Genomic DNA, 18096 nt, shown 5'->3' on the forward strand with positions numbered 1-18096 from the left:
AGTTCCCACAGTCGGAGAAAACGCGATGTTTATCAAGATGCTGAGCAAGGTCTACTTGGGTCTGCTGGAAGTGCAGGGCTACAGGCTGCCCACCGCCGTCGCGAGCAAGGCGGTCAAGGAAAAACAGGGCCACGGCCAGGCGCCGCAGCCCTGCTGCAAGGGGTGCTGCTGAGTCAGCCTTGAGCGGCCAGGTCTTCCTGGCTTGGCTCCTCGCCCTTGAAGGGGGTGATGTTGGTCTTGAGCGGCTTGGATTCGCCGAAGAAGCGGCCGCCCTTGCCGATGATGAGTTCTTCGCAGTGGACAGTGCCCTGTACCAGGCCGCCCTCGACGATCTCGACCAGCTTGGCCTGGATATTACCCTCTACCTTGCCGGCCACGGTCAGGCTCTCGGCCTGGATCTCGCCCTTTATCTGGCCGTCTCGGCCAACACGGATGGCGTGGTCGGCCCTGATGCCGCCGTGGATCTGGCCGTCGAGGTGGAGGTTGCAGGCGAGTTCAAGTTCGCCAGTGAGTAGGGTTCCTGCTGCGATAACGGTGGTTGCCATAGGGTCCGCAGGCTTTCGATTGTCGCTAGTAAAGATGGCCATGGCACTTGGCTCTCCGAGTCAAAAAGCTGTTCGTAGTGGTCCAGTTGCCAGTCCACGAAGGGTTTGGGGTTGAGCGGTATGCCGGCATAGGTCACTTCATAGTGCAGATGCGGCCCCGTGCTGCTCCCGGTATTGCCCGAATGGGCAATGACGTCCCCCTTGTGGACAAAGGCGCCGCGCTTCACCTCTATGCTCTTGAGGTGGGCGTAGCGGGTCTTGAAGCCGAAGGCATGGCTGATCAGGATCATGTTGCCGTAGCCGCTCTTGGAGCGGCTCACCATTTCCACCACGCCGTCGGCCGTGGCATGCACGGCCGTGCCCCTGTGGGCCACCAGGTCGATGCCGGCATGCTCGATGATGCGATCCTTGATGGGATGCATCCGCTTGCCGAACCCCGAACTGACGTAGGCGTAGTCCAACGGATGGCCGTTGGGGATCAGGTTCAGTGTTACTTCGCGGCTGCTCATGGCGATGGAGGCCAGGTCCAGGCGCTGGGCCAGGTCACCTGTTTCCAGGCTGGCCGGTGTGCCTGTGGCCAGCTTGTCTTCCAGGCTGTCGAGGCGATCCGAGGCCGCGGTCAATTCTTCGGTCTTCCGGGCAATACTGGTTTCCAGTAAGGCGCGCTGCTCCTCAACGTCCCGGTAGGCCGCCTTGGCGGTCTCCAGGTCCTGGCTGAGGGTCGCCAGCGCTTCCCGGTTCTTGGCAAGGCGGCTGCCGGCGTCGTCGGCCTGCCACTGCAAGAAACGGATGTAGCCGAACATGGCCAACAGAAAGACGGCAAAGCCCACCAGAAAGCCGAGCAAGGCATTACGGCGTCTGACGGTCAGGGCCAGGTGGCGGGTGCCGCTGGTGCCGCTGACGGTGATATGCAGTATGTCTTTCATGCCAAATGGGTTTTTGCCAGTGTCATTATCAGTTGTGTCGGCTGGCCCCATCCATGGGTAAGGGCACTATCCAAGTGCTGGCCGTCAGTGGCCAGAGCAGTAACAAGGGGCTAACAATACGTCATGCTTATTTCTGGATAAAGCCTTGAGATTCAAGGAAAGCACGAATATGTGGCCTGGATTCCTTTTTCAGGGTGGCGGCAACCTGCTCGCTCCAGGTCATCACCTTGGCGCTGCCAGGCCTTGTTTGGTAATAGCGACGTACTTGCTCGTCATATTTAGCCAGCAGGGCACGATCCAGTTCCTGCTGGTAACTATTTTCATGGACCACCAGGGCCTGGGGCAGGCGCGGACGCAGGCTGGGAGCCTGGTCGGGGTGGCCCAGGCACATGCCGAACAGGGGGATGACCTGCCGGGGCAGGCCCAGCAGCTTCACCACTTCGTCCGGGTGGTTGCGGATGCCGCCGATGAAGACGCCGCCCAGGCCCAGGGATTCGGCGGCCACCAGGGCGTTTTCGGCCATCAGCGCCGTGTCTATGGCACCGATCAGCAGCTGCTCTGTGTAGCCCAGTTTGGCCTCGGGGGCCACCTGCTGGTGGCGGTGGAAGTCGGCGCACCAGACCAGGAACTCGGCCGCCGAGCCCACCCAGGGCTGGCCGCCGGTCAATTCCACCAGCTTGGCGCGCTTGGCTTGGTCTGTGACGCGGATGACGGAGCCCGCCTGCAGGAAGCTGGAGCTGGAGGCGGCCTGGGCGGCCTGGAAGATGGCGTCCAGCTGCTCGGGCGCTATGGGCTGGCCGGTGAATTTGCGGATGGACTTGTGGTTGTGGATCAGGTCCAGGGTCGGGTTCATCTGGGGCTCCTCTACATCTGGGCCGCAGCATTGCAGCTGTTTACCGCAATGACAATCGTGACAATGGATTGAGCTTTTGGGCTGTGGCATGGTCATAGGGATTTTGAGCGTTAATTAGGACTATGCCATGCGGTTTAGAACCCTGCCCCTGGCCGCCATGCTGGGCCTGGCCCTGCTGGGCGGTTGCCAGAGCACCCAGCAGGCCCAGGACCCCAACCAGATCATCACCAGCCCCGCCGACACCCTGAGCTACCGTTACCTGCGCCTGGACAACGGCCTGCGGGTAGTGCTGGCCTCGGACCCCAACGCCGACAAGGCCGCGGCCTCCCTGGTGGTGCATGTGGGTTCCACCGCCGATCCCAAGGACCGTGAGGGCCTGGCCCACTTCCTGGAGCACATGCTGTTCATCTCCACTGCCAAGTACCCGATAGTGGATGACTACGCCAAGTTCGTGGAGGCCCATGGCGGCAGCACCAACGCCGGCACCGGCCAGGTGGACACCAATTTCTACTTCGACATAGCCCCGGACCAGTTCGCCCCGGCCCTGGACCGCTTCGCCCAGTTCTTCATAGCTCCGACCCTGGATCCCAAGTATGTGGAGCGGGAGAAGCACGCCGTCTACTCCGAGTACGAGCTCAAGAAGAAGGACGACGGCCGCCGCATCAACGAGGTGCTCAAGGCCACGGCCAACCCCGCCAATCCCGCCTCCCAGTTCTCGGTGGGGGATCTCAAGACCCTGGCCGACAGGCCCGGTGACAAGGTGTGGAGCGACCTCAAGGCCTTTCACGACAAGTACTACCATGCCGGCAACATGACCCTGGCTCTGGTGGGCAAGGGCAGCCTCGACCAGCTGGAAGCCCTGGCCCGCAAGACCTTCAGCGCCATCCCCGCCGGCAAGCCCAACCCGGTGAACCCCAGTGCCAGGCCCTTCCTGCCCGACCAGCTGGGGGTCCGCATCGACCAGTCCCCCCTCAAGGACCAGCGCAGCCTGTCGTTGCAGTTCCCGGTGCCCAACAGCCAGTCCTACTACCTGGCCAAGCCCCTGGACTACATAGCCCAGCTGCTGTCCAACGCCGCCCCGGGCGGCCTCTACACCAGCCTCAAGCAGAAGGGCTGGGTGGACAACATGTCGGCCTACCATTACGGCCCGGACGACTACGAGGTCTTCTACCTGGACTACAGCCTCACCGAGGAAGGGGCCAAGCACATCGACGAGATCACCCTGGCCAGTTTCGGTTATATCCACAAGCTGGCCAAGCAGGGGGTGACGGCCCAGTATTTCGACGAGCTGCGCAAGGCCGGCAACCTCGACTTCCGCTTCCAGGAGAAGGCCGAGCCGGTGAGCCTGGCCAACTACCTGGCCAGCAACCTGCAAAGGGTGGCCCCGGCCAACCTGATGAACGCCGGCTTCGTCTACCAGGACTTCGAGCCTGAACTGATCCAGCGCTACCTGGGCCGGCTGGTGCCGGACAACCTGCGCCAGCTGGTGGTGCTGCCCGGCGCCAAGACCGACAAGGTGGAGCCCCACTACCAGGCCCCCTACGCCATCCAGGCGCTGTCGCCCAAGCTGCTGGCAGACTGGGCCGGCGCCCAGTCCGACCTCAAGCTGCCGCCGCCCAATCCCTACCTGCCGGATGACCCCAGGCTCAAGGCCATGGCTAGCAACCGCAGTGAACCGGTCAAGGTGATGGACCAGCCGGGCCTGGAAGTCTGGGCGTTGCAGGACGGCGAGTTCCGGGTGCCCAAGGTGGAGAAGCGGGTGGGGATCTTCAGGCCCATCGGCAACCTCACCGACAGCGCCATGAACAGCCTCTATGCGGCCCTGGTCAACGAGGCCCTGGAGTCCGAGTCCTATCCCGCCGGCCAGGCCGGGCTCTACTTCAACCTGGACGCCACGGCCCGCGGCCTGAGCTACAGCCTGTCGGGCTACGACGAGAAGCAGCCGCTGCTGGAGGACAAGATCTGGACGGCCCTGGCCCTGCCCGGCCTGACCCAGGCCAAGTTCCAGCAATACCGCGACAACCTGGTGCGGGACTGGCGTAACGTCCGCCAGGAGTGGCCCATCAAGCAGCTGATGACCTCGGTGGGTAGCGCCTTCCTGCAGGAGGCCTACCCGCCGGCGGACAAGGCCGGCGCCCTGGCCAAGGTCAACTTCCGGCAGTTCCGCGGCTTCGTGGACCAGTATTTCGACCAGCTCCACGTGCAGGCCATGGCGCTCGGCAACCTCACCGACGCCGAGGCCGGCAGCTGGGGCAAGTCCCTGGACAACCTGCTGCTGCGTACGGCCAGGCGCATCGACAAGCCGCAGATCCACTACGCCCAGCTGCCCAAGGGCCAGGAGGTAGACCGCTTCTTCAAGGTGGACCACCATGACAGCGCCATCGCCCTTGTCTACCAGGGCCACGGGCAGGACGCCGAGGCCCAGGCCCGCTTCGCCCTCTTGGGGCACATCATGGGGCCGGCCTTCTTCGCCAAGCTGCGCACCGAACAGCAGCTGGGCTATGTGGTTCAGGCCGCCTACAGCGCCCTGGGCCGCGACCCGGCGCTGCTGATGCTGATCCAGTCACCGGCCGCCGACCCCCATGCCCTGCTCAGCCACATCGACGCCTTCGGCGGCGACTTCAAGGCCGAGCTTGAGGCCATGACCGACGAGCAGTTCGCCGGCCAGAAGGCGGGCCTTATCAACAGCATCACCCAGGCCGACAAGCAGCTGGGCGACAAGGCCGACCGTTACTGGGGCTATGTGGCGGGCAACAGGCCTTTCAACTGGCGTGTGCAGCTGGCCCAGGCGGTGCAGATGCTCACCAAGGAGCAGCTGCTGGCCTTCTACCAGCAGGCCATCCTCGACAAGGGCACAGGCCGCTTCGTGATCTGGAGCCAGGGCCAGCAGCCCAGTACCGGGCCCATGCCCAAGGCCTGCACCGACCAGGCCTGCCTGGACAGGCTCTGGCATTACCAGGCCGAATAAGGCTGCAAAAAAGCCCCCGGATGGGGGCTTTTTTATGGGCGGCCTTGGGGCTCAGGCGTTGGCGTAGCTCTCGCGGCCGGCCAGCCAGCGGTTGATCAGGGCCTCGGCCTGCTCCGGGCTGTCCTTCAACAGTTGCTGGGCGGCGTGCTGGACCTTGGGGATCAGGTGGGCGTCGCGCACCAGGTCGGCGATGCGCAGCTCGGCGATGCCGGTCTGGCGGGTGCCCAGCAGTTCGCCGGGGCCGCGGATCTCCAAGTCCCGCTGGGCTATGACGAAGCCGTCGTTGGAGTCACGCAGCACCCCCAGGCGGGCCGTGGCGGTGGGGGAGAGGGGCGCGTGGTAGAGCAGCACGCAGTGGGAGGCCAGGGCGCCCCGGCCCACACGGCCGCGCAGCTGGTGCAGCTGGGCCAGGCCCAGGCGCTCCGGGTTCTCGATGATCATCAATGAGGCGTTGGGCACGTCAACCCCCACTTCGATGACGGTGGTGGCCACCAGCAGGCTCAGGGTGCCGGCCTTGAAGGCGGCCATCACCTGCTGCTTCTCTTCCGCCTTCATGCGGCCGTGCACCAGGCCGATGCTGACTTCCGGCAGGGCCTGGCGCAGCGCCTCCAGGGTGGCCTCGGCGGCCTGGGCCTCCAGCACCTCGGATTCTTCCACCAGGGTGCAGACCCAGTAGGCCTGGCGGCCTTCCAGGCAGGCCTGGCGCACCCGGGCTATCACCTGTTCCCGCCGCCCGTCCGGCACCGCCACAGTGGTGACGGGGGTACGGCCGGGAGGCAGCTCGTCGATGACGGAGCTGTCCAGATCGGCATAGGCGGCCATGGCCAGGGTGCGGGGTATGGGGGTGGCGGTCATGATCAGCTGGTGGGGGTAATGCTCGCCCTGGCGGCCCTTCTCGCGCAGCGTCAGCCGCTGGTGCACCCCGAAGCGGTGCTGCTCGTCGATGATCACCAGCGCCAGGTTGGCAAATGCCACCTCGGCCTGGAAAAGGGCGTGGGTGCCCACCACCAGTTGGCAGGCGCCGCTTTGGATGTCCGCCAGGGCCTGGTTCCTGGCCTTGGCCTTGAGCTTTCCAGCCAGCCAGGCCACCTGCAGTCCAAGGGGCTCCAGCCACTGGCTGAAGTTCAGCGCATGCTGTTCGGCCAGGATCTCGGTGGGGGCCATCAGCGCCACCTGGTAGCCGTTGGCGATGGCGCGCAGCGCCGCCAGGGCCGCCACCAAGGTCTTGCCGGCGCCCACGTCCCCCTGCACCAGCCGCATCATGGGCCTGCTGAGGGCCAGATCCTGGTGGATGTCGGCCACTACCCGGCTCTGGGCGCCTGTGGGGCTGTAGGGCAGGGCGGCCAGGAAGCGCTGCTCCAGGTCGCCCTTCTCCCCCATGGCGATGGCCTGGTGGTGCTGATGATGGGCGCGCAGCTTCAAGAGCGACAGCTGCTGGGCCAGCAGTTCCTCCAGGGCCAGGCGCTGCTGTACCGGGTGCTGCCCTGCCTCCAGTTCGCTCAAGGCCACTTCCGGCGGCGGCCTGTGCAGGGTGCGCAGGGCCTCGGCCAGGGGAATACGGTGGGGGTTGAGCAACGGCGGCAACAGTTCCGGCAGCTGGGCCGGCAGGTAATCCAGGCCCTGCTCCACCACGGCGCGGAGCGTCTGTTGGCGCAGCCCTTCGGTGGTGGGGTAGACGGCGGTGAGGGCCTCTTCGAGCTCGGGTTCGCTGCCCTCGGCCATCAGCTTGTATTCGGGGTGGATGATTTCACAGCGGGCCTTGCCGGCCCTGACTTCACCGAAGGCGCGGATGGCCTTGCCGGGCACGAAGCTGGCTTTCTGGGCGGCGCTGAAGTTGAAGAAGCGTAAGCTAGCCGAGCCGGTGCCGTCCGCCACCGTCACCACCAGCATGCGGCGGCGGCCGAAGATCACCTCGGCCTTGATGACCTCGGCGAGGATGGCGATGTGCATGCCGGGCAGGAGGTCTGCTATGGGGCAGACCCGGGTGCGGTCTTCATAACGCAGCGGCAGGTGGAACCAGAGGTCGGGCACGGTGCGCAGCCCCAGGCGTTCCAGCTTCTCGGCCACCTTGGGCCCCACGCCCTTGAGGGCGGCGACGGGGGTCGCCAGGCCAAGATCCGGGGCCGCCATCAGTCGCTGGCCCCACTTAGGCGCATGGCCTGCCACCAGTCGTCATCGGCCTGCACCTGGCCCTCGGCGTCTATCAGGGGGTAGGGCAGGGCCTTGCGTTTGCATTGCCGGGCCAGGGCCGGGTAGCCCTGTTCGAAGAGCACCCTGTTGCGCTCCTCAACGGATAGCCTGGGCTGGCGGTAGAGGCCGGCGTTCTGGCGCTGGCGCTGGGCCTCGTAGAGGATGAGGGCGCTGGCCACCGAGACGTTGAGGGACTGCACCATGCCCAGCATGGGGATCACCACCTGGTGGTCGGCGAGATCCAGGGCCTCCTGGCTGATGCCTTGCAGCTCCTGGCCCACCAGCAGCGCCGTGGGCCTGGTGTAGTCGATGTCGCGGAAGTCTTTGGCCTGGTCGGAGAGGTTGGTTACCACTATCTGCATGCCCTGGGCGCGCAAGGCGGCCACGGCCTCGGCGATGGTGCGGTGGCGGTGCAGCCGCACCCAGCCCAGGCTGCCGCCGGCCGTGTGGGGGCGCATCCGCACCCCTTTCTCGGGAAAGACGCCGTGCACCTCGTGGATGCCGATGGCGTCGGCGGTGCGCACCACGGCGGAAAGGTTATGGCCCTTGTGGACCTGGTCCATGCAGAGGGTCAGGTCCGGCTGGCGGCTGTCCAGTACCTGCTGGATACGTTCGAAACGCTCCGGGCTCATCGCTTGGCCCTGGCAATGCGCACCACTTCCGGCACCTTGCGGATGCGGCGCATGACATTGGCCAGGTGCACCCTGTTATGGGTGGTGAGCTGCACGTAGATGGAATAGAGGCGGCTGTCGCGCTCTTCGGTGCTCAGGTTCTGGATGGAGGCGCCGGCGCCGCTGATGGCCGAGGTCAGGGTGGCCAGGGCCCCCTGGTGGTTGAGGATGTCCACCCGCACCTCGGTGACGAATTCGCCGTCGATGCCTTCTTCCCACTGCACCGGCACGTAGCGCACCGGGTCGGCCTGGTAGCCGGCGATGTTGCCACAGGATTCCTGGTGCACCACCAGGCCCTTGCCTGGACTCATGTGGGCCACTATGGGGTCGCCGGGGATGGGGCGGCAGCACTTGGCGAAGGTCACAAGCATGCCCTCGGCGCCGCGGATCGGCAGCCTGTTGCGGCCGGCCACGGCCTTCTTGGGTTCTTCCTCGCCCATACCCAGCAGGCGCCTGGCCACCACTATGCTCATGGCGTTGCCGAGGCCGACGTTGGCCAGCAGGTCGTCGATGCTGGTGCTGTGGGTGCTCTCCAGCACCGCCTTGACCTTGGCCTGGTCGAGATCCTCGACCTTGACCCCGCCCAGGGCGTGGTTGAGCAGCCGCTTGCCCAGCACTATGGCCTCTTCGGATTTCAGCAGCTTGAGGTGGGAGCGGATCTTGGCGCGGGCCTTGGAAGTGACCACGAAGTTGAGCCAGGCGGCGTTGGGCCTGGCCCCCGGGCTGGTGATGACTTCCACCGTCTGGCCGTTTTCCAGCGGCATGGACAAGGGATAGGGCTGGCGGTCCACCCGGGCGCCGACGCAGCCGTGGCCCACGTCGGTATGGACGGCGTAGGCAAAGTCCACGGCGGTGGCGCCGGCCGGCAGCTCGAGGATGCGGCCGTCGGGGGTGAAGACGTAGATCTCGTCAGGGAAGAGGTCGCTCTTGACGTTCTCGATGAATTCGAAGGAGTTGCCGGCGCTCTGCTGCAGGTCCAGCAGGCTTTGCATCCAGCGTCTGGCCCGCACCTGGGCCGTGGTGCCTGATCCCTCGCCGTCCTTCTTGTAGAGCCAGTGGGCCGCTACGCCGCGGTCGGCCATGAGATCCATGTCCTCGGTGCGCACCTGGATCTCGATGGGCACCCCATGGGGCCCCACCAATGTGGTGTGCAGGGACTGGTAGCCGTTGGCCTTGGGAATGGCGATGTAGTCCTTGAAGCGGCCGGGCTTGGGCTTGTAGAGGTTGTGCATGGCCCCCAGCACCCGGTAGCAGGTGTCGAGATCCTTGACGATGATGCGGAAGGCGATGATGTCCATCACCTCGTGGAACTGCAGTTCCTTGTTGCGCATCTTGTTGTACAGGGAATAGAGGTGCTTCTCCCTGCCTTTGACCAGGCCGGGGATATGCTGCTCTTCGAGGCGGGCGCTGATGCCGTCCCTGATGTTGTCGATGAGCTGCTTGCGGTTGCCGGTGGCGCGCTTGACCGATTCGCGCAACACCCGCTGGCGCATGGGATAGAGGGCCTCGAAACCCAGCTCTTCCAACTCGTTCTTGATGTTGTGGATACCCAGGCGGTTGGCGAGCGGCGCGTAGATCTCCAGGGTTTCCCTGGCGATGCGGCGCTTCTTGTCCGGGCGCAGGGCGCCCAGGGTCCGCATGTTGTGGGTACGGTCGGCCAGCTTGATGAGGATGACGCGGATGTCCTGGGTCATGGCCAGGATCATCTTGCGGAAGTTCTCGGCCTGGGCCTCTTCCTTGGAGTTGAACTGGATCTTGTCGAGCTTGGACACCCCTTCCACCAGTTCGGAGACCGAGTCGCCGAATTGGCTGGCGATCTGCTCCTTGGTGACGGGGGTGTCCTCTATGGTGTCGTGCATCAGGGCGGCGCAGAGGGTCTCGTGGTCGAGCCTCATGTCCGCCAAGATGCCGGTCACCGCCACGGGGTGGGTGATGTAAGGCTCGCCCGAAGACCGGGTCTGCCCCTCGTGGGCATCGCGGGCCAGTATGTAGGCCTGCCTGATGAGTTCCACATGCGCCGGATCCAGATAGCTGGTCAGGCGCTCCTTCAAGCCCTCAAACAGATACACGGCCACCCCTTGGTTTGTGGCTTATTCCAGGCCGCCGTTGGCGATGGCGGAGACAGCGGCCAGTTCAGCGGCTTCCTGCTCTTTCTGCATGCGGGCGTCTTCGGCGTCCAGCTTGGCGGCGTCGATCAGGCCCTTTTCGATCTCGCGCAGGGCGATGACGGTGGCCTTGTCGTTCTCGGGGGCCACCAGGGCGTCTTTACCCTGGGTGCTGATCTGGCGGGCGCGGCGGGCGGCCAGCAGCACCAGGTCAAAGCGGTTACCTACTTTATCTACAGCGTCTTCAACGGTTACACGAGCCATGGATCACTCCCATCAGGCAAAACAGGTCTTTCGAAGGTAGCCTGCTAGTTTACTTAACCGCCAACAAGGCGTCCAGCAGGGCGCCATGGGCCTGGCGCTGGCTGGCCAGCTTCTGGCGGGCCGAGACCACCACGGCGTACAGCTTTTGCAGGCTGTCGTCGAAGTCGTCGTTGATCAACAGGTAGTCGTATTCGTCATAGTGGGACATCTCCGAGACAGCCTCGGCCATGCGCTTGGCGATGGTATCAAGGCTGTCCTGGCCGCGGCCCACCAGGCGGCGCTCCAGCTCCTCGCGGCTCGGCGGCAGTATGAAGATGCCGATGGCCTCCGGCATCATCTCCCGCACCTGGCGGGCGCCCTGCCAGTCGATGTCCAGGAAGACGTCCACGCCTTTGGCCAGCTGCTGTTCCACGGCCAGGCGGGAGGTGCCGTAATAGTTGCCAAACACCTCGGCCCATTCGAAGAAGGCATTCTCTTCGATCAGCGCCTTGAAGGCCGGCACCTCGACGAAATGGTAATGGACGGCATTTTCCTCCCCAGGCCTCATGGCCCTGGTGGTGTGGGAAACGGACACCGCCAGGCTGCCGTCCTGGCCGTGCTTTTCCAACAGGGCCTTGATCAGGCTCGATTTGCCGGCGCCGCTGGGGGCGGAAAGGATGAAGAGGTTGCCGCGTCTCATGGAAATCTGTTCTGGTCAAAAAGTTGGCCCATTTTAGCACCAAGTGGCGGCCCCTGGCTGTACCAGGGGGCAAATTGCCAGAGCCGCCCTCTGTCAGCTGGGGGCGCGTAACAAAAAGCCCTCCGTGCGGAGGGCCTTGGTCTGTCAGGGCAGGGCTATGCCGTTGCTGCGGTAGTGGCTGCTGAGTGCCTTGGAGATCAGCAGGAAAATCACCCCGAAGGCGAGGGAGGCCAGGGCGAGATCCAGGTAGTAGTGGCTGTAGATGGGCAAGGTGGTTTCGGGCGACAGCTTCTTGGCCGGCAGGGCCACGAACTCGCTCAGTTCCCCCGAGGCCAGGTTGCCGAGGGAGGTGGTGAGGAACCAGACCCCCATGGCGAAGCCCAGCATGCTGCCGTCGCAGTAAAGGGAGATCATGCTCAGGCCCAGGGCGCTGACCAGCAGTTCGGCCACCGTCAACAGCAGGTAGGACAGGCCAATGTAGTCGCCGCTGACGATGCCGCCGTGCTGGTTCAGCGCCGCCAGGTAGAGCACCAGCATGCCGATGCCGCCGATGAAGATGCCCACCGGGAACTGGTAGGGCACGTTGAAGCGTGGGTAGCGCTTGTAGAAGCGGGAGATGAAGCTGCCGATCAGCACTATGGCGATGGGGTTGATCAACTGGAAGGACGAGGGGTAGAGGGAGAAGCCCAGCAGCTTCAGGTCAGAATTGTTCTTGGTGAAGAGGATGATGCTGGTGTTCATCTGGGCGTAGAGCACGAAGAACAGGAAGCCGATGGCCAGCAGGTAGATGGCGAACAGCTGCCTGTGGCGCACTTCACCTTCCAGCTTGAGGGTGCGGGCGGTGAACAGGCCTATGGCGAAGAGGATGCCGGCGCTGATGAGGTAGACCGACAACTCAGGGTGGGCGAAGAGGAAGGTCACCACCAGATAGGCGCCGACGACATAGCCCAGTACCAGGGCCAGCTTGGCGCCCGTCATGGGCAGCTGGTCGGCACCCTGGATCACGTCCAGGTAGAGGTCCTTGCGCAGCCGGAAGTTGAGCCAGGCCAGGAACTTGCCGGCAAAGGCCACCAGGAACACCGACATGGGGCCCAGGGCGCTGTGCAGCAGCCAGGGGGCCAGGGCCAGGCCCAGCATGGAGCCGAGGTTGATGGTGATGTAGTAGAGGGTCATGCCCCGCTTGGCCTTGTGGTCATCCTCCTGGTAGATGCGGCCGATCAGCGCCGAGGCGGTGCCCAGCAGCAGGCTGCTGCCGATGGGAACCAGGGGATAGGTGAACATGAAGGCCGCTTTGGGGTTGTCCTTGAACAGGTAGCTGGCCAGCACCAGGGCCAGGAAGGACAGGGCCAGCAACAGGGACCCGTAGAGGATGGAGCGCCGCAGCCCCAGCACCCGGTCCGCCAGGTAGCCCCCGGCCACAGGCAGTATGTAGCCCAGGGCCTGGATCACCCCATACAGCAAATAGGCGTCGTGCTCGCTCAGCCCCAGCCCGGCCTTCACCAGGGGCATGGTCATGAAGACGATCAGTATGGCGTTGAAGGTGTAGGTGGCGAACTGCCCCCAGAAGGTAATGGCGGCCACATTACCCAATTGCTTTGACTTGGTATCGAGCATGGCAAACTACTTATGTTGTTGGCTTTATATTGGCATGGAACCTGGGGAACCACCTGGGCAGGGGCCGGCGCTGCATGACGCATACCCAGGCCAAAAAGCCGTGGCGACCGCTGACTGCCAGCGGATCTGACCCCCGGACCGGCGCCTGGGTTCACTCGATGAGCCGGAGGGTGGCACCTCGGTGCCGAAACTGTGACGGGGATCGGCCTGGGCCGGAGCAGCTATAAGAAAACAAGGCCAAGCAGAAAAAGAGGAAGGGCCATGAAAGTCGGGTGCTGGTTGTTGCTCCTGGGTTTCGCCGCCAAGGGTGAGGAAATCATCGTCTGGGACCAGTTGGTGAACTACCCCAACCCCGCCATCTACCAGCTGCTGCGCCTGGCCCTGGACAACACCAAGGCGGAATACGGGGACTACAGCATCAAGCTGTCCGAGCCCATGGAGCAGGGCAGGGTGGTCCATGAGCTGGCCAGCGGCGCCAAGGTCCAGATAGGGGTCTTCGCCCCGGACCCGCAGCGGGTGAAACAGCTTTTGGCGGTGCCTGTGCCCCTGGCCAAGGGCCTGCTGGGCTGGCGGCTCTGCTTTATCCGCCAGGGCGACCAGGGCCGTTTCGACGCCATCCACAGCCTCAAGGACTGGCAGGCCAGCGGCCTTAGCCTGGGCCAACTCAAGCACTGGCCCGACACCCCCATACTCCAGGCCAACCGCCTCAAGGTGCTGACCAGCAGCCGCTACGAAAACCTCTTCCCCATGCTGGCCGGCGGCCGCTTCGACTGCTTTCCCCGCGCCGCCGTGGAGATCCTGGACGAGGCCCACCGCCATCCCGAGCTGGCCATAGAACGCCACCTGGTGCTGCGCTACCCCCTGACCCTGCTCTACTTTGTCTCCCCCAAGTACCCGAGGCTGGCCGAGCGCATCCACAAGGGCCTGGACATGGCCCGCCAAGACGGCGACTTCGACCGCCTCTTCGACCGCTACTTCGGCCCCGCCATCCGCGAGCTCCACCCCAAGGACAGGACAGTGCTGGAACTCAGCAACCCCGATGTCACTGAGCTTGAGAAGCAGATGCTGAAGGAGAAGGGGCTTTGGTATGGGGAGGGTCTTTCTCCCGATGGGCGGTGAGTGGTGCCTGGTGTTGAGTTCGAGCAAGGTGACTTGGGCCAGGCTCGCTTTCTCTTTAGAGTTGCTTTGAATGCCGGGTTTACTCGGACCACCCCTGGCCCTCGCCCTGCGGGCCATCGTCGCAAGGCTCCGATGTTCAACATTGTTCCTGACAATGTTGTCGACCCTGCGGGCGGGTCACTTTCTCTCTGTGCAAGAAAAAGGACGGGGCTGCCCAGGCCAAAGAGTGTACCTATATGCTTAGTGGATCTAGGTGATGAAGCTTTCCATGGTGCTCCGCTCGGCAGTATGAAATCAATGCTTTCACTACAAGCTCTGCCTCGGCACGTATCACCTGAGTCCGGTCGGTCCCCTGCCCACCTGCTTCGACTGAAAACTTGAATTCAGAGAATAATCCACTTCATGGTAGAGTCTTCCCCATGGATGGTGAAACAGTCATGGCTGAACAAACTTGGAATCAACGCGCCACCAACCTGCTGAAGTCACAGATGGTACTGGCTGGGGTGAGTTACGAGGGGCTTATAGAGCGCCTCGCTGCAATTGGCGTAGACGAAAGTTACAAGGGTATTGCTAACAAGATCAACCGAGGAGCGTTCAGTTTCGTGTTTTTCATGCAGTGCATGAAGGTACTGGGCGTTAACGAAATGCGACTGTGAGTCGATGATGTATCTAGAACTAACAAACCGACTGACCAGCGGTATAGTAAACTGTGTCACAGAAGAAGAAGTTCGTTTCCTATGGTTAAGTGAACTAAAAAACGCACTTTCCGTGCGTTTTCAGGCTGAGCGCGAACGTAACGATGCCTACTACAACGGTGTTGTCATAGAATTCAAGAATGCGGGCCTGTTTGGTGGAAATACCAATAGCTCCGCATTCAAGGAGGCGGTGTACGACCGATTAGATAAGTACATAAAGCGCCGTTCAGAGCTTGAGGGAGAAGATCCGGCAGACTACATTGGGATTGCGACTGACGGCTGCCATGTTGCCTTTGCTTTCATTCAGGACGACCAAATTATGCATCGCCACCTGATGCCGGTCTGCGAGTCGTCGGTATCATTGGTCGCACAGGCACTGAAAGACGCTAAGCGTCGAGCTGTTACCCCAGAAAACCTGATAGAAGATTTCGGTCACCAGTCGCCAGCTGGCAAGGGCATGATGCAGGTGCTGGCTGATGCGCTTATGAGCCAGTTGGCCGAGACAGGCCCGAACAAGATCAAAATGCTATTCGAAGAATGGCGTCATCTGTACGGCCAAGTGGCCGATCTATCAGCTAATCAGATCAATGACATCTTACGTAGTATTGGCTTTCACCTGACCTGCAAGCAAGCAAGCAACAGTATTATTCCGGCCTTGCTATTTGTCATTCACACCTATGATTCTCTCCTCATCAAGCTGCTCGGTGCCGAAATTGTCTCCATGCTTGGCGACAATACCGCTTACAAGGGATTTGCCGAGGCTGCATCGGCGCTTGACGATGACGAGCTAATTCAGCGCATGGCCACAGATATCGAACGTGGTGAATTCTTTAGCCGTGCAGGGATTCTGGGATTCGTTGAAGAGGCTATTTTCAGTTGGTATCTCGATGCGGCTGCCTCTCCAGCACATGGGGCCAACATCTGCAGTGGCCTGCGGCAAGTTCTGGTTGGCCTGGCGATGTACCGCACCGACAATCTAACTGTTGCCCGTTCAAGGGACGTTCTCAAGCATTTTTATCAAGGCTTGGTGCCCGATGCACTGCGTAAGAGCCTGGGCGAGTTCTATACCCCTGACTGGTTGGTAGAGGTTACCCTCGACAAAACTGGAGTGGATGACTGGACTGATAAACGTTTTCTCGACCCGACTTGTGGTTCCGGATCGTTCCTGCTGGCAACGATCAAGCGCATTCGTAAACAGGCTGAGGCGGCGGGATGGTCGAAGAAAGCCACGCTAGAACATATCACCCGCAGCGTGTGGGGTTTCGACCTTAATCCCTTGGCCGTGCAGGCGGCACGGGTCAATCTGCTTATTTCCATTACTGATTTACTATCGGCATGCCCTGGTTCTCGTATTGAATTGCCAGTTCTACTGGCTGATGCGGTGTATTCCCCTGCTCGCAATCCAGATAGCGATCAAGACACTGTGGAGTACACAGTCGGCAGCCAGGTTGCCAACCTGAAAGTAACCTTGCCTGCGGCGCTGGCGATGGATCGCAAGCGCCTCGACGCAGTGTTTTCGACCATGGGTGAACTGGTAGAAGAGGATACTGACTACCCTGATGTTGAGCGGAGGTTGACGGCTCGTAACCAGCTCAGCCAGGAGGAAGCCGATTCCTGGCGTTTTCCTCTGTCGGAAACCTATGGACGAGTGCTTGAACTGCATCGCAAGAATTGGAATGGCATCTGGTTCCGTATCGTGCGCAACTTTTTCTGGTCGGCCACTGCCGGTGAGTTTGAAGTGGTGATTGGCAACCCTCCGTGGGTTCGTTGGTCAAAGCTACCCGAGCTGTATAGGGAGCGTGTCATGCCAACCTGCCGCGACTATGACATTTTCTCCAGTACACCACGTCATGGCGGCAACGAGTTGGATATTTCAGCGATGATTTCGTACACGGTATCCGATAAGTGGCTAAAGGAAGAAGGCCGACTAGCCTTCTTGGTTACACAAACCCTGTTTCAGTCCCCTTCATCGGAAGGCTTTCGGCGCTTCCGCATCAAGGATGGCTATAACCTGATCCCCGAGTCGGTAGACGATCTCAAGTCGCTGAAACCCTTTCCGGATGCAGCCAACAAGACAGCCATTTTCGTTGCCAGCAAAAGCCGTTCTCGTGTGCCGAACTTTCCTCTGCCTTACTATGTGTGGAATGCCGCACCGGGAGCCAAGAAAGTCATTTCGGCATCACTGGACAAGGTCGCCGCGTTGTCTGGAGTGGTCATTGACCGGCAGGAAGCAACGCCCGTTGGTGGTGAAGGCTCACCTTGGGCGGTTCTACCGATTGGGGAGTTTGCCTCAATGGCCTCCCTGACTGGACAAAGCGAGTGGGCAAAAGGGCGCAAAGGCATTACTGTTGACTTGAACGGAATCTATTTCGTGTCCATCCCCCGCGTCAGCGAAGACGGCAACTTGGTGCAGGTTGAAACCCGTCCGGAGGCAGGTAAGACCAACATTGGGCCAAAGCAGCGCTATTGGATTGAGCCGGGCATGCTATTCCCGTTGTTAAAAGGAGCCAGTGACTTCTCGGCTTGCTACGTCAGCCCGAAAGACGAGTTGTATGCTTTAGTGCCTAACCGTGGCATTACTAAGGAAGAGTATGGTGGTGCTGAAGCACTGATCGATGCCAATATGCCACTGTTGGGCCGCTATTTCGCTTCATTCCGTTCGTTGCTAGTTAGTCGTTCAACCTATCGTGGGCGAATGCCTAACGCGCCTTACTACGCTGTCTACAACGTTGGAGATTATACCTTCGCGCCATGGAAGGTGATCTGGGCGGAGCAGAAGGATTTTTGCGCCGCAGTGGTGTCAACCGCCTCAGTTCCGGGTGCTGGCGAGCGGGTTGTCGTACCCGACCATAAGTTGTTTTTTGTGGATTTTGATGCGCCAGAACCAGCGTACTTCCTGTGTGGTATGCTGAATACCGTGAAAGTGCGCCAGTTTATCGAAAGCCATGTCATCAAGACCCAAATAGGTAACGTGTTCAAGCATCTGAGCGTGCCGCAATTCGACGCTACGAATCAAGGACATCAAGAGTTGTCCATGCTGGTTGAGCAGGCGCATGCAGAACCCAACCAGGGAAAGCGACAGGTGCTGCTGACGAAAATCAGTGACCTCGGTTGTAGCCTGCTTTCATAAGACATCATTGCTTATTTAAGTATGACGATTGATTTTTAAATTTTATGGTGAAGTATGAGTTCTTGTGGACATGTCCTCTAGTCTGATTATGGAGGTTTCTGGTCTCTTTCAGTGAAGTTCGGAGCCTGCAAGGATGGCCCGTCAGGAAGAAGGCCTGGGAAGGCCTGGGAAGGCCGGAGTAAGACCGGCGAATATGAGGTGGTTATCTGCTACACATGCCACGCAGTGGACAAGCTGAGTCATCTATACAAAACCCCGCCTGAGCGGGGTTTTTGTTATCAGGCAGAAGGCCTCGGCATCACTCGATATTCTGGATCTGTTTGTCGACTATGCTGGC

Annotated in this window: 13 protein-coding genes and 1 pseudogene; 5 read left to right on the forward strand and 9 right to left on the reverse strand. The window is 61.7% G+C overall.

Annotation, left to right across the window (positions count from 1 at the left end; all coding sequences use genetic code 11):
- Positions 1-25 precede the first annotated feature (25 nt).
- Positions 26-172, forward strand: coding sequence for a hypothetical protein (locus PVT67_RS00495; protein WP_301496705.1), 147 nt, complete (start codon positions 26-28; stop codon positions 170-172).
- A gap of 1 nt (position 173) precedes the next feature.
- Here PVT67_RS00495 and PVT67_RS00500 read toward each other — a convergent pair whose 3' ends face one another.
- The 3 genes and pseudogenes from PVT67_RS00500 to nfsA all read right to left on the reverse strand — a co-directional run bounded on the left by PVT67_RS00500 (position 174) and on the right by nfsA (position 2324).
- The gene (locus tag PVT67_RS00500) at positions 174-545 is read right to left on the reverse strand and encodes a bactofilin family protein (RefSeq protein WP_301496707.1); all 372 of its coding nucleotides are present in this window, start codon (positions 543-545) and stop codon (positions 174-176) included.
- A 167-nt stretch (positions 546-712) separates the two neighbouring features.
- A pseudogene (locus PVT67_RS18790) lies at positions 713-1522 on the reverse strand (peptidoglycan DD-metalloendopeptidase family protein); the annotation flags it as partial.
- Between the two features lie 76 nt (positions 1523-1598).
- Positions 1599-2324, reverse strand: coding sequence for an oxygen-insensitive NADPH nitroreductase (gene nfsA / locus PVT67_RS00510; protein ID WP_301496709.1), 726 nt, complete (start codon positions 2322-2324; stop codon positions 1599-1601).
- A 127-nt stretch (positions 2325-2451) separates the two neighbouring features.
- Between nfsA and PVT67_RS00515 the strand changes: the two genes are divergently transcribed.
- Positions 2452-5292, forward strand: coding sequence for an insulinase family protein (locus PVT67_RS00515; RefSeq protein WP_301496711.1), 2841 nt, complete (start codon positions 2452-2454; stop codon positions 5290-5292).
- 51 nt (positions 5293-5343) lie between these two features.
- On the opposite strand, the gene recG is transcribed toward PVT67_RS00515, so the two are convergent.
- The 6 genes from recG to PVT67_RS00545 form a co-directional block, all read right to left on the reverse strand.
- Entirely contained in the window at positions 5344-7422 is a 2079-nt protein-coding gene (gene recG, locus PVT67_RS00520) for an ATP-dependent DNA helicase RecG (protein ID WP_301496713.1), read from the reverse strand.
- The gene (trmH, locus tag PVT67_RS00525; RefSeq protein ID WP_301496716.1) at positions 7422-8114 is read right to left on the reverse strand and encodes a tRNA (guanosine(18)-2'-O)-methyltransferase TrmH; all 693 of its coding nucleotides are present in this window, start codon (positions 8112-8114) and stop codon (positions 7422-7424) included. Before trmH ends, recG begins: the two co-directional genes overlap by 1 nt.
- Positions 8111-10222, reverse strand: a complete 2112-nt coding sequence (gene spoT / locus PVT67_RS00530) for a bifunctional GTP diphosphokinase/guanosine-3',5'-bis pyrophosphate 3'-pyrophosphohydrolase (protein ID WP_301496718.1) — start codon at positions 10220-10222, stop codon at positions 8111-8113. The genes trmH and spoT overlap by 4 nt, the downstream gene beginning before the upstream one ends.
- Positions 10223-10243: 21 nt before the next feature.
- A complete protein-coding gene (gene rpoZ / locus PVT67_RS00535; RefSeq protein WP_301496720.1) occupies positions 10244-10522 on the reverse strand; it encodes a DNA-directed RNA polymerase subunit omega in 279 nt (92 codons plus the stop codon).
- 49 nt (positions 10523-10571) lie between these two features.
- Positions 10572-11201 carry a guanylate kinase gene (gene gmk / locus PVT67_RS00540; RefSeq protein WP_301496721.1) on the reverse strand — a complete coding sequence of 210 codons (630 nt, stop codon included), beginning with the start codon at positions 11199-11201 and terminating at the stop codon, positions 10572-10574.
- Positions 11202-11345: 144 nt separating this feature from the next.
- Complete coding sequence (locus PVT67_RS00545) at positions 11346-12815, reverse strand: peptide MFS transporter (protein ID WP_301496722.1); 1470 nt, start codon at positions 12813-12815, stop codon at positions 11346-11348.
- 261 nt (positions 12816-13076) lie between these two features.
- Between PVT67_RS00545 and PVT67_RS00550 the strand changes: the two genes are divergently transcribed.
- The 3 genes from PVT67_RS00550 (at position 13077) to PVT67_RS00560 (ending at position 17759) form a co-directional block, all read left to right on the forward strand.
- Positions 13077-13934: a transglycosylase SLT domain-containing protein gene (locus tag PVT67_RS00550; RefSeq protein ID WP_301496723.1), complete on the forward strand. Its 858-nt coding sequence runs from the start codon at positions 13077-13079 to the stop codon at positions 13932-13934.
- A gap of 437 nt (positions 13935-14371) precedes the next feature.
- The gene (locus PVT67_RS00555; protein WP_301496725.1) at positions 14372-14590 is read left to right on the forward strand and encodes a DUF6471 domain-containing protein; all 219 of its coding nucleotides are present in this window, start codon (positions 14372-14374) and stop codon (positions 14588-14590) included.
- Positions 14591-14594: 4 nt separating this feature from the next.
- A complete protein-coding gene (locus PVT67_RS00560) occupies positions 14595-17759 on the forward strand; it encodes an N-6 DNA methylase (protein WP_301496727.1) in 3165 nt (1054 codons plus the stop codon).
- The last annotated feature ends 337 nt before the right edge of the window (positions 17760-18096 follow it).

It is taken from the genome of Gallaecimonas kandeliae, from assembly GCF_030450055.1.
GTDB classification, from domain to species: Bacteria; Pseudomonadota; Gammaproteobacteria; order Enterobacterales; family Gallaecimonadaceae; genus Gallaecimonas; species Gallaecimonas kandeliae.

Bases quoted from the DNA above. Each gene is read 5' to 3' on its own strand.
- PVT67_RS00495 (WP_301496705.1), top strand. From the start codon at position 26: ATGTTTATCAAGATGCTGAGCAAGGTCTACTTGGGTCTGCTGGAAGTG.
- PVT67_RS00500 (WP_301496707.1), bottom strand. From the start codon at position 545: ATGGCAACCACCGTTATCGCAGCAGGAACCCTACTCACTGGCGAACTT.
- nfsA (WP_301496709.1), bottom strand. From the start codon at position 2,324: ATGAACCCGACCCTGGACCTGATCCACAACCACAAGTCCATCCGCAAA.
- PVT67_RS00515 (WP_301496711.1), top strand. From the start codon at position 2,452: ATGCGGTTTAGAACCCTGCCCCTGGCCGCCATGCTGGGCCTGGCCCTG.
- recG (WP_301496713.1), bottom strand. From the start codon at position 7,422: ATGGCGGCCCCGGATCTTGGCCTGGCGACCCCCGTCGCCGCCCTCAAG.
- trmH (WP_301496716.1), bottom strand. From the start codon at position 8,114: ATGAGCCCGGAGCGTTTCGAACGTATCCAGCAGGTACTGGACAGCCGC.
- rpoZ (WP_301496720.1), bottom strand. From the start codon at position 10,522: ATGGCTCGTGTAACCGTTGAAGACGCTGTAGATAAAGTAGGTAACCGC.
- gmk (WP_301496721.1), bottom strand. From the start codon at position 11,201: ATGAGACGCGGCAACCTCTTCATCCTTTCCGCCCCCAGCGGCGCCGGC.
- PVT67_RS00545 (WP_301496722.1), bottom strand. From the start codon at position 12,815: ATGCTCGATACCAAGTCAAAGCAATTGGGTAATGTGGCCGCCATTACC.
- PVT67_RS00550 (WP_301496723.1), top strand. From the start codon at position 13,077: ATGAAAGTCGGGTGCTGGTTGTTGCTCCTGGGTTTCGCCGCCAAGGGT.
- PVT67_RS00555 (WP_301496725.1), top strand. From the start codon at position 14,372: ATGGCTGAACAAACTTGGAATCAACGCGCCACCAACCTGCTGAAGTCA.
- PVT67_RS00560 (WP_301496727.1), top strand. From the start codon at position 14,595: ATGATGTATCTAGAACTAACAAACCGACTGACCAGCGGTATAGTAAAC.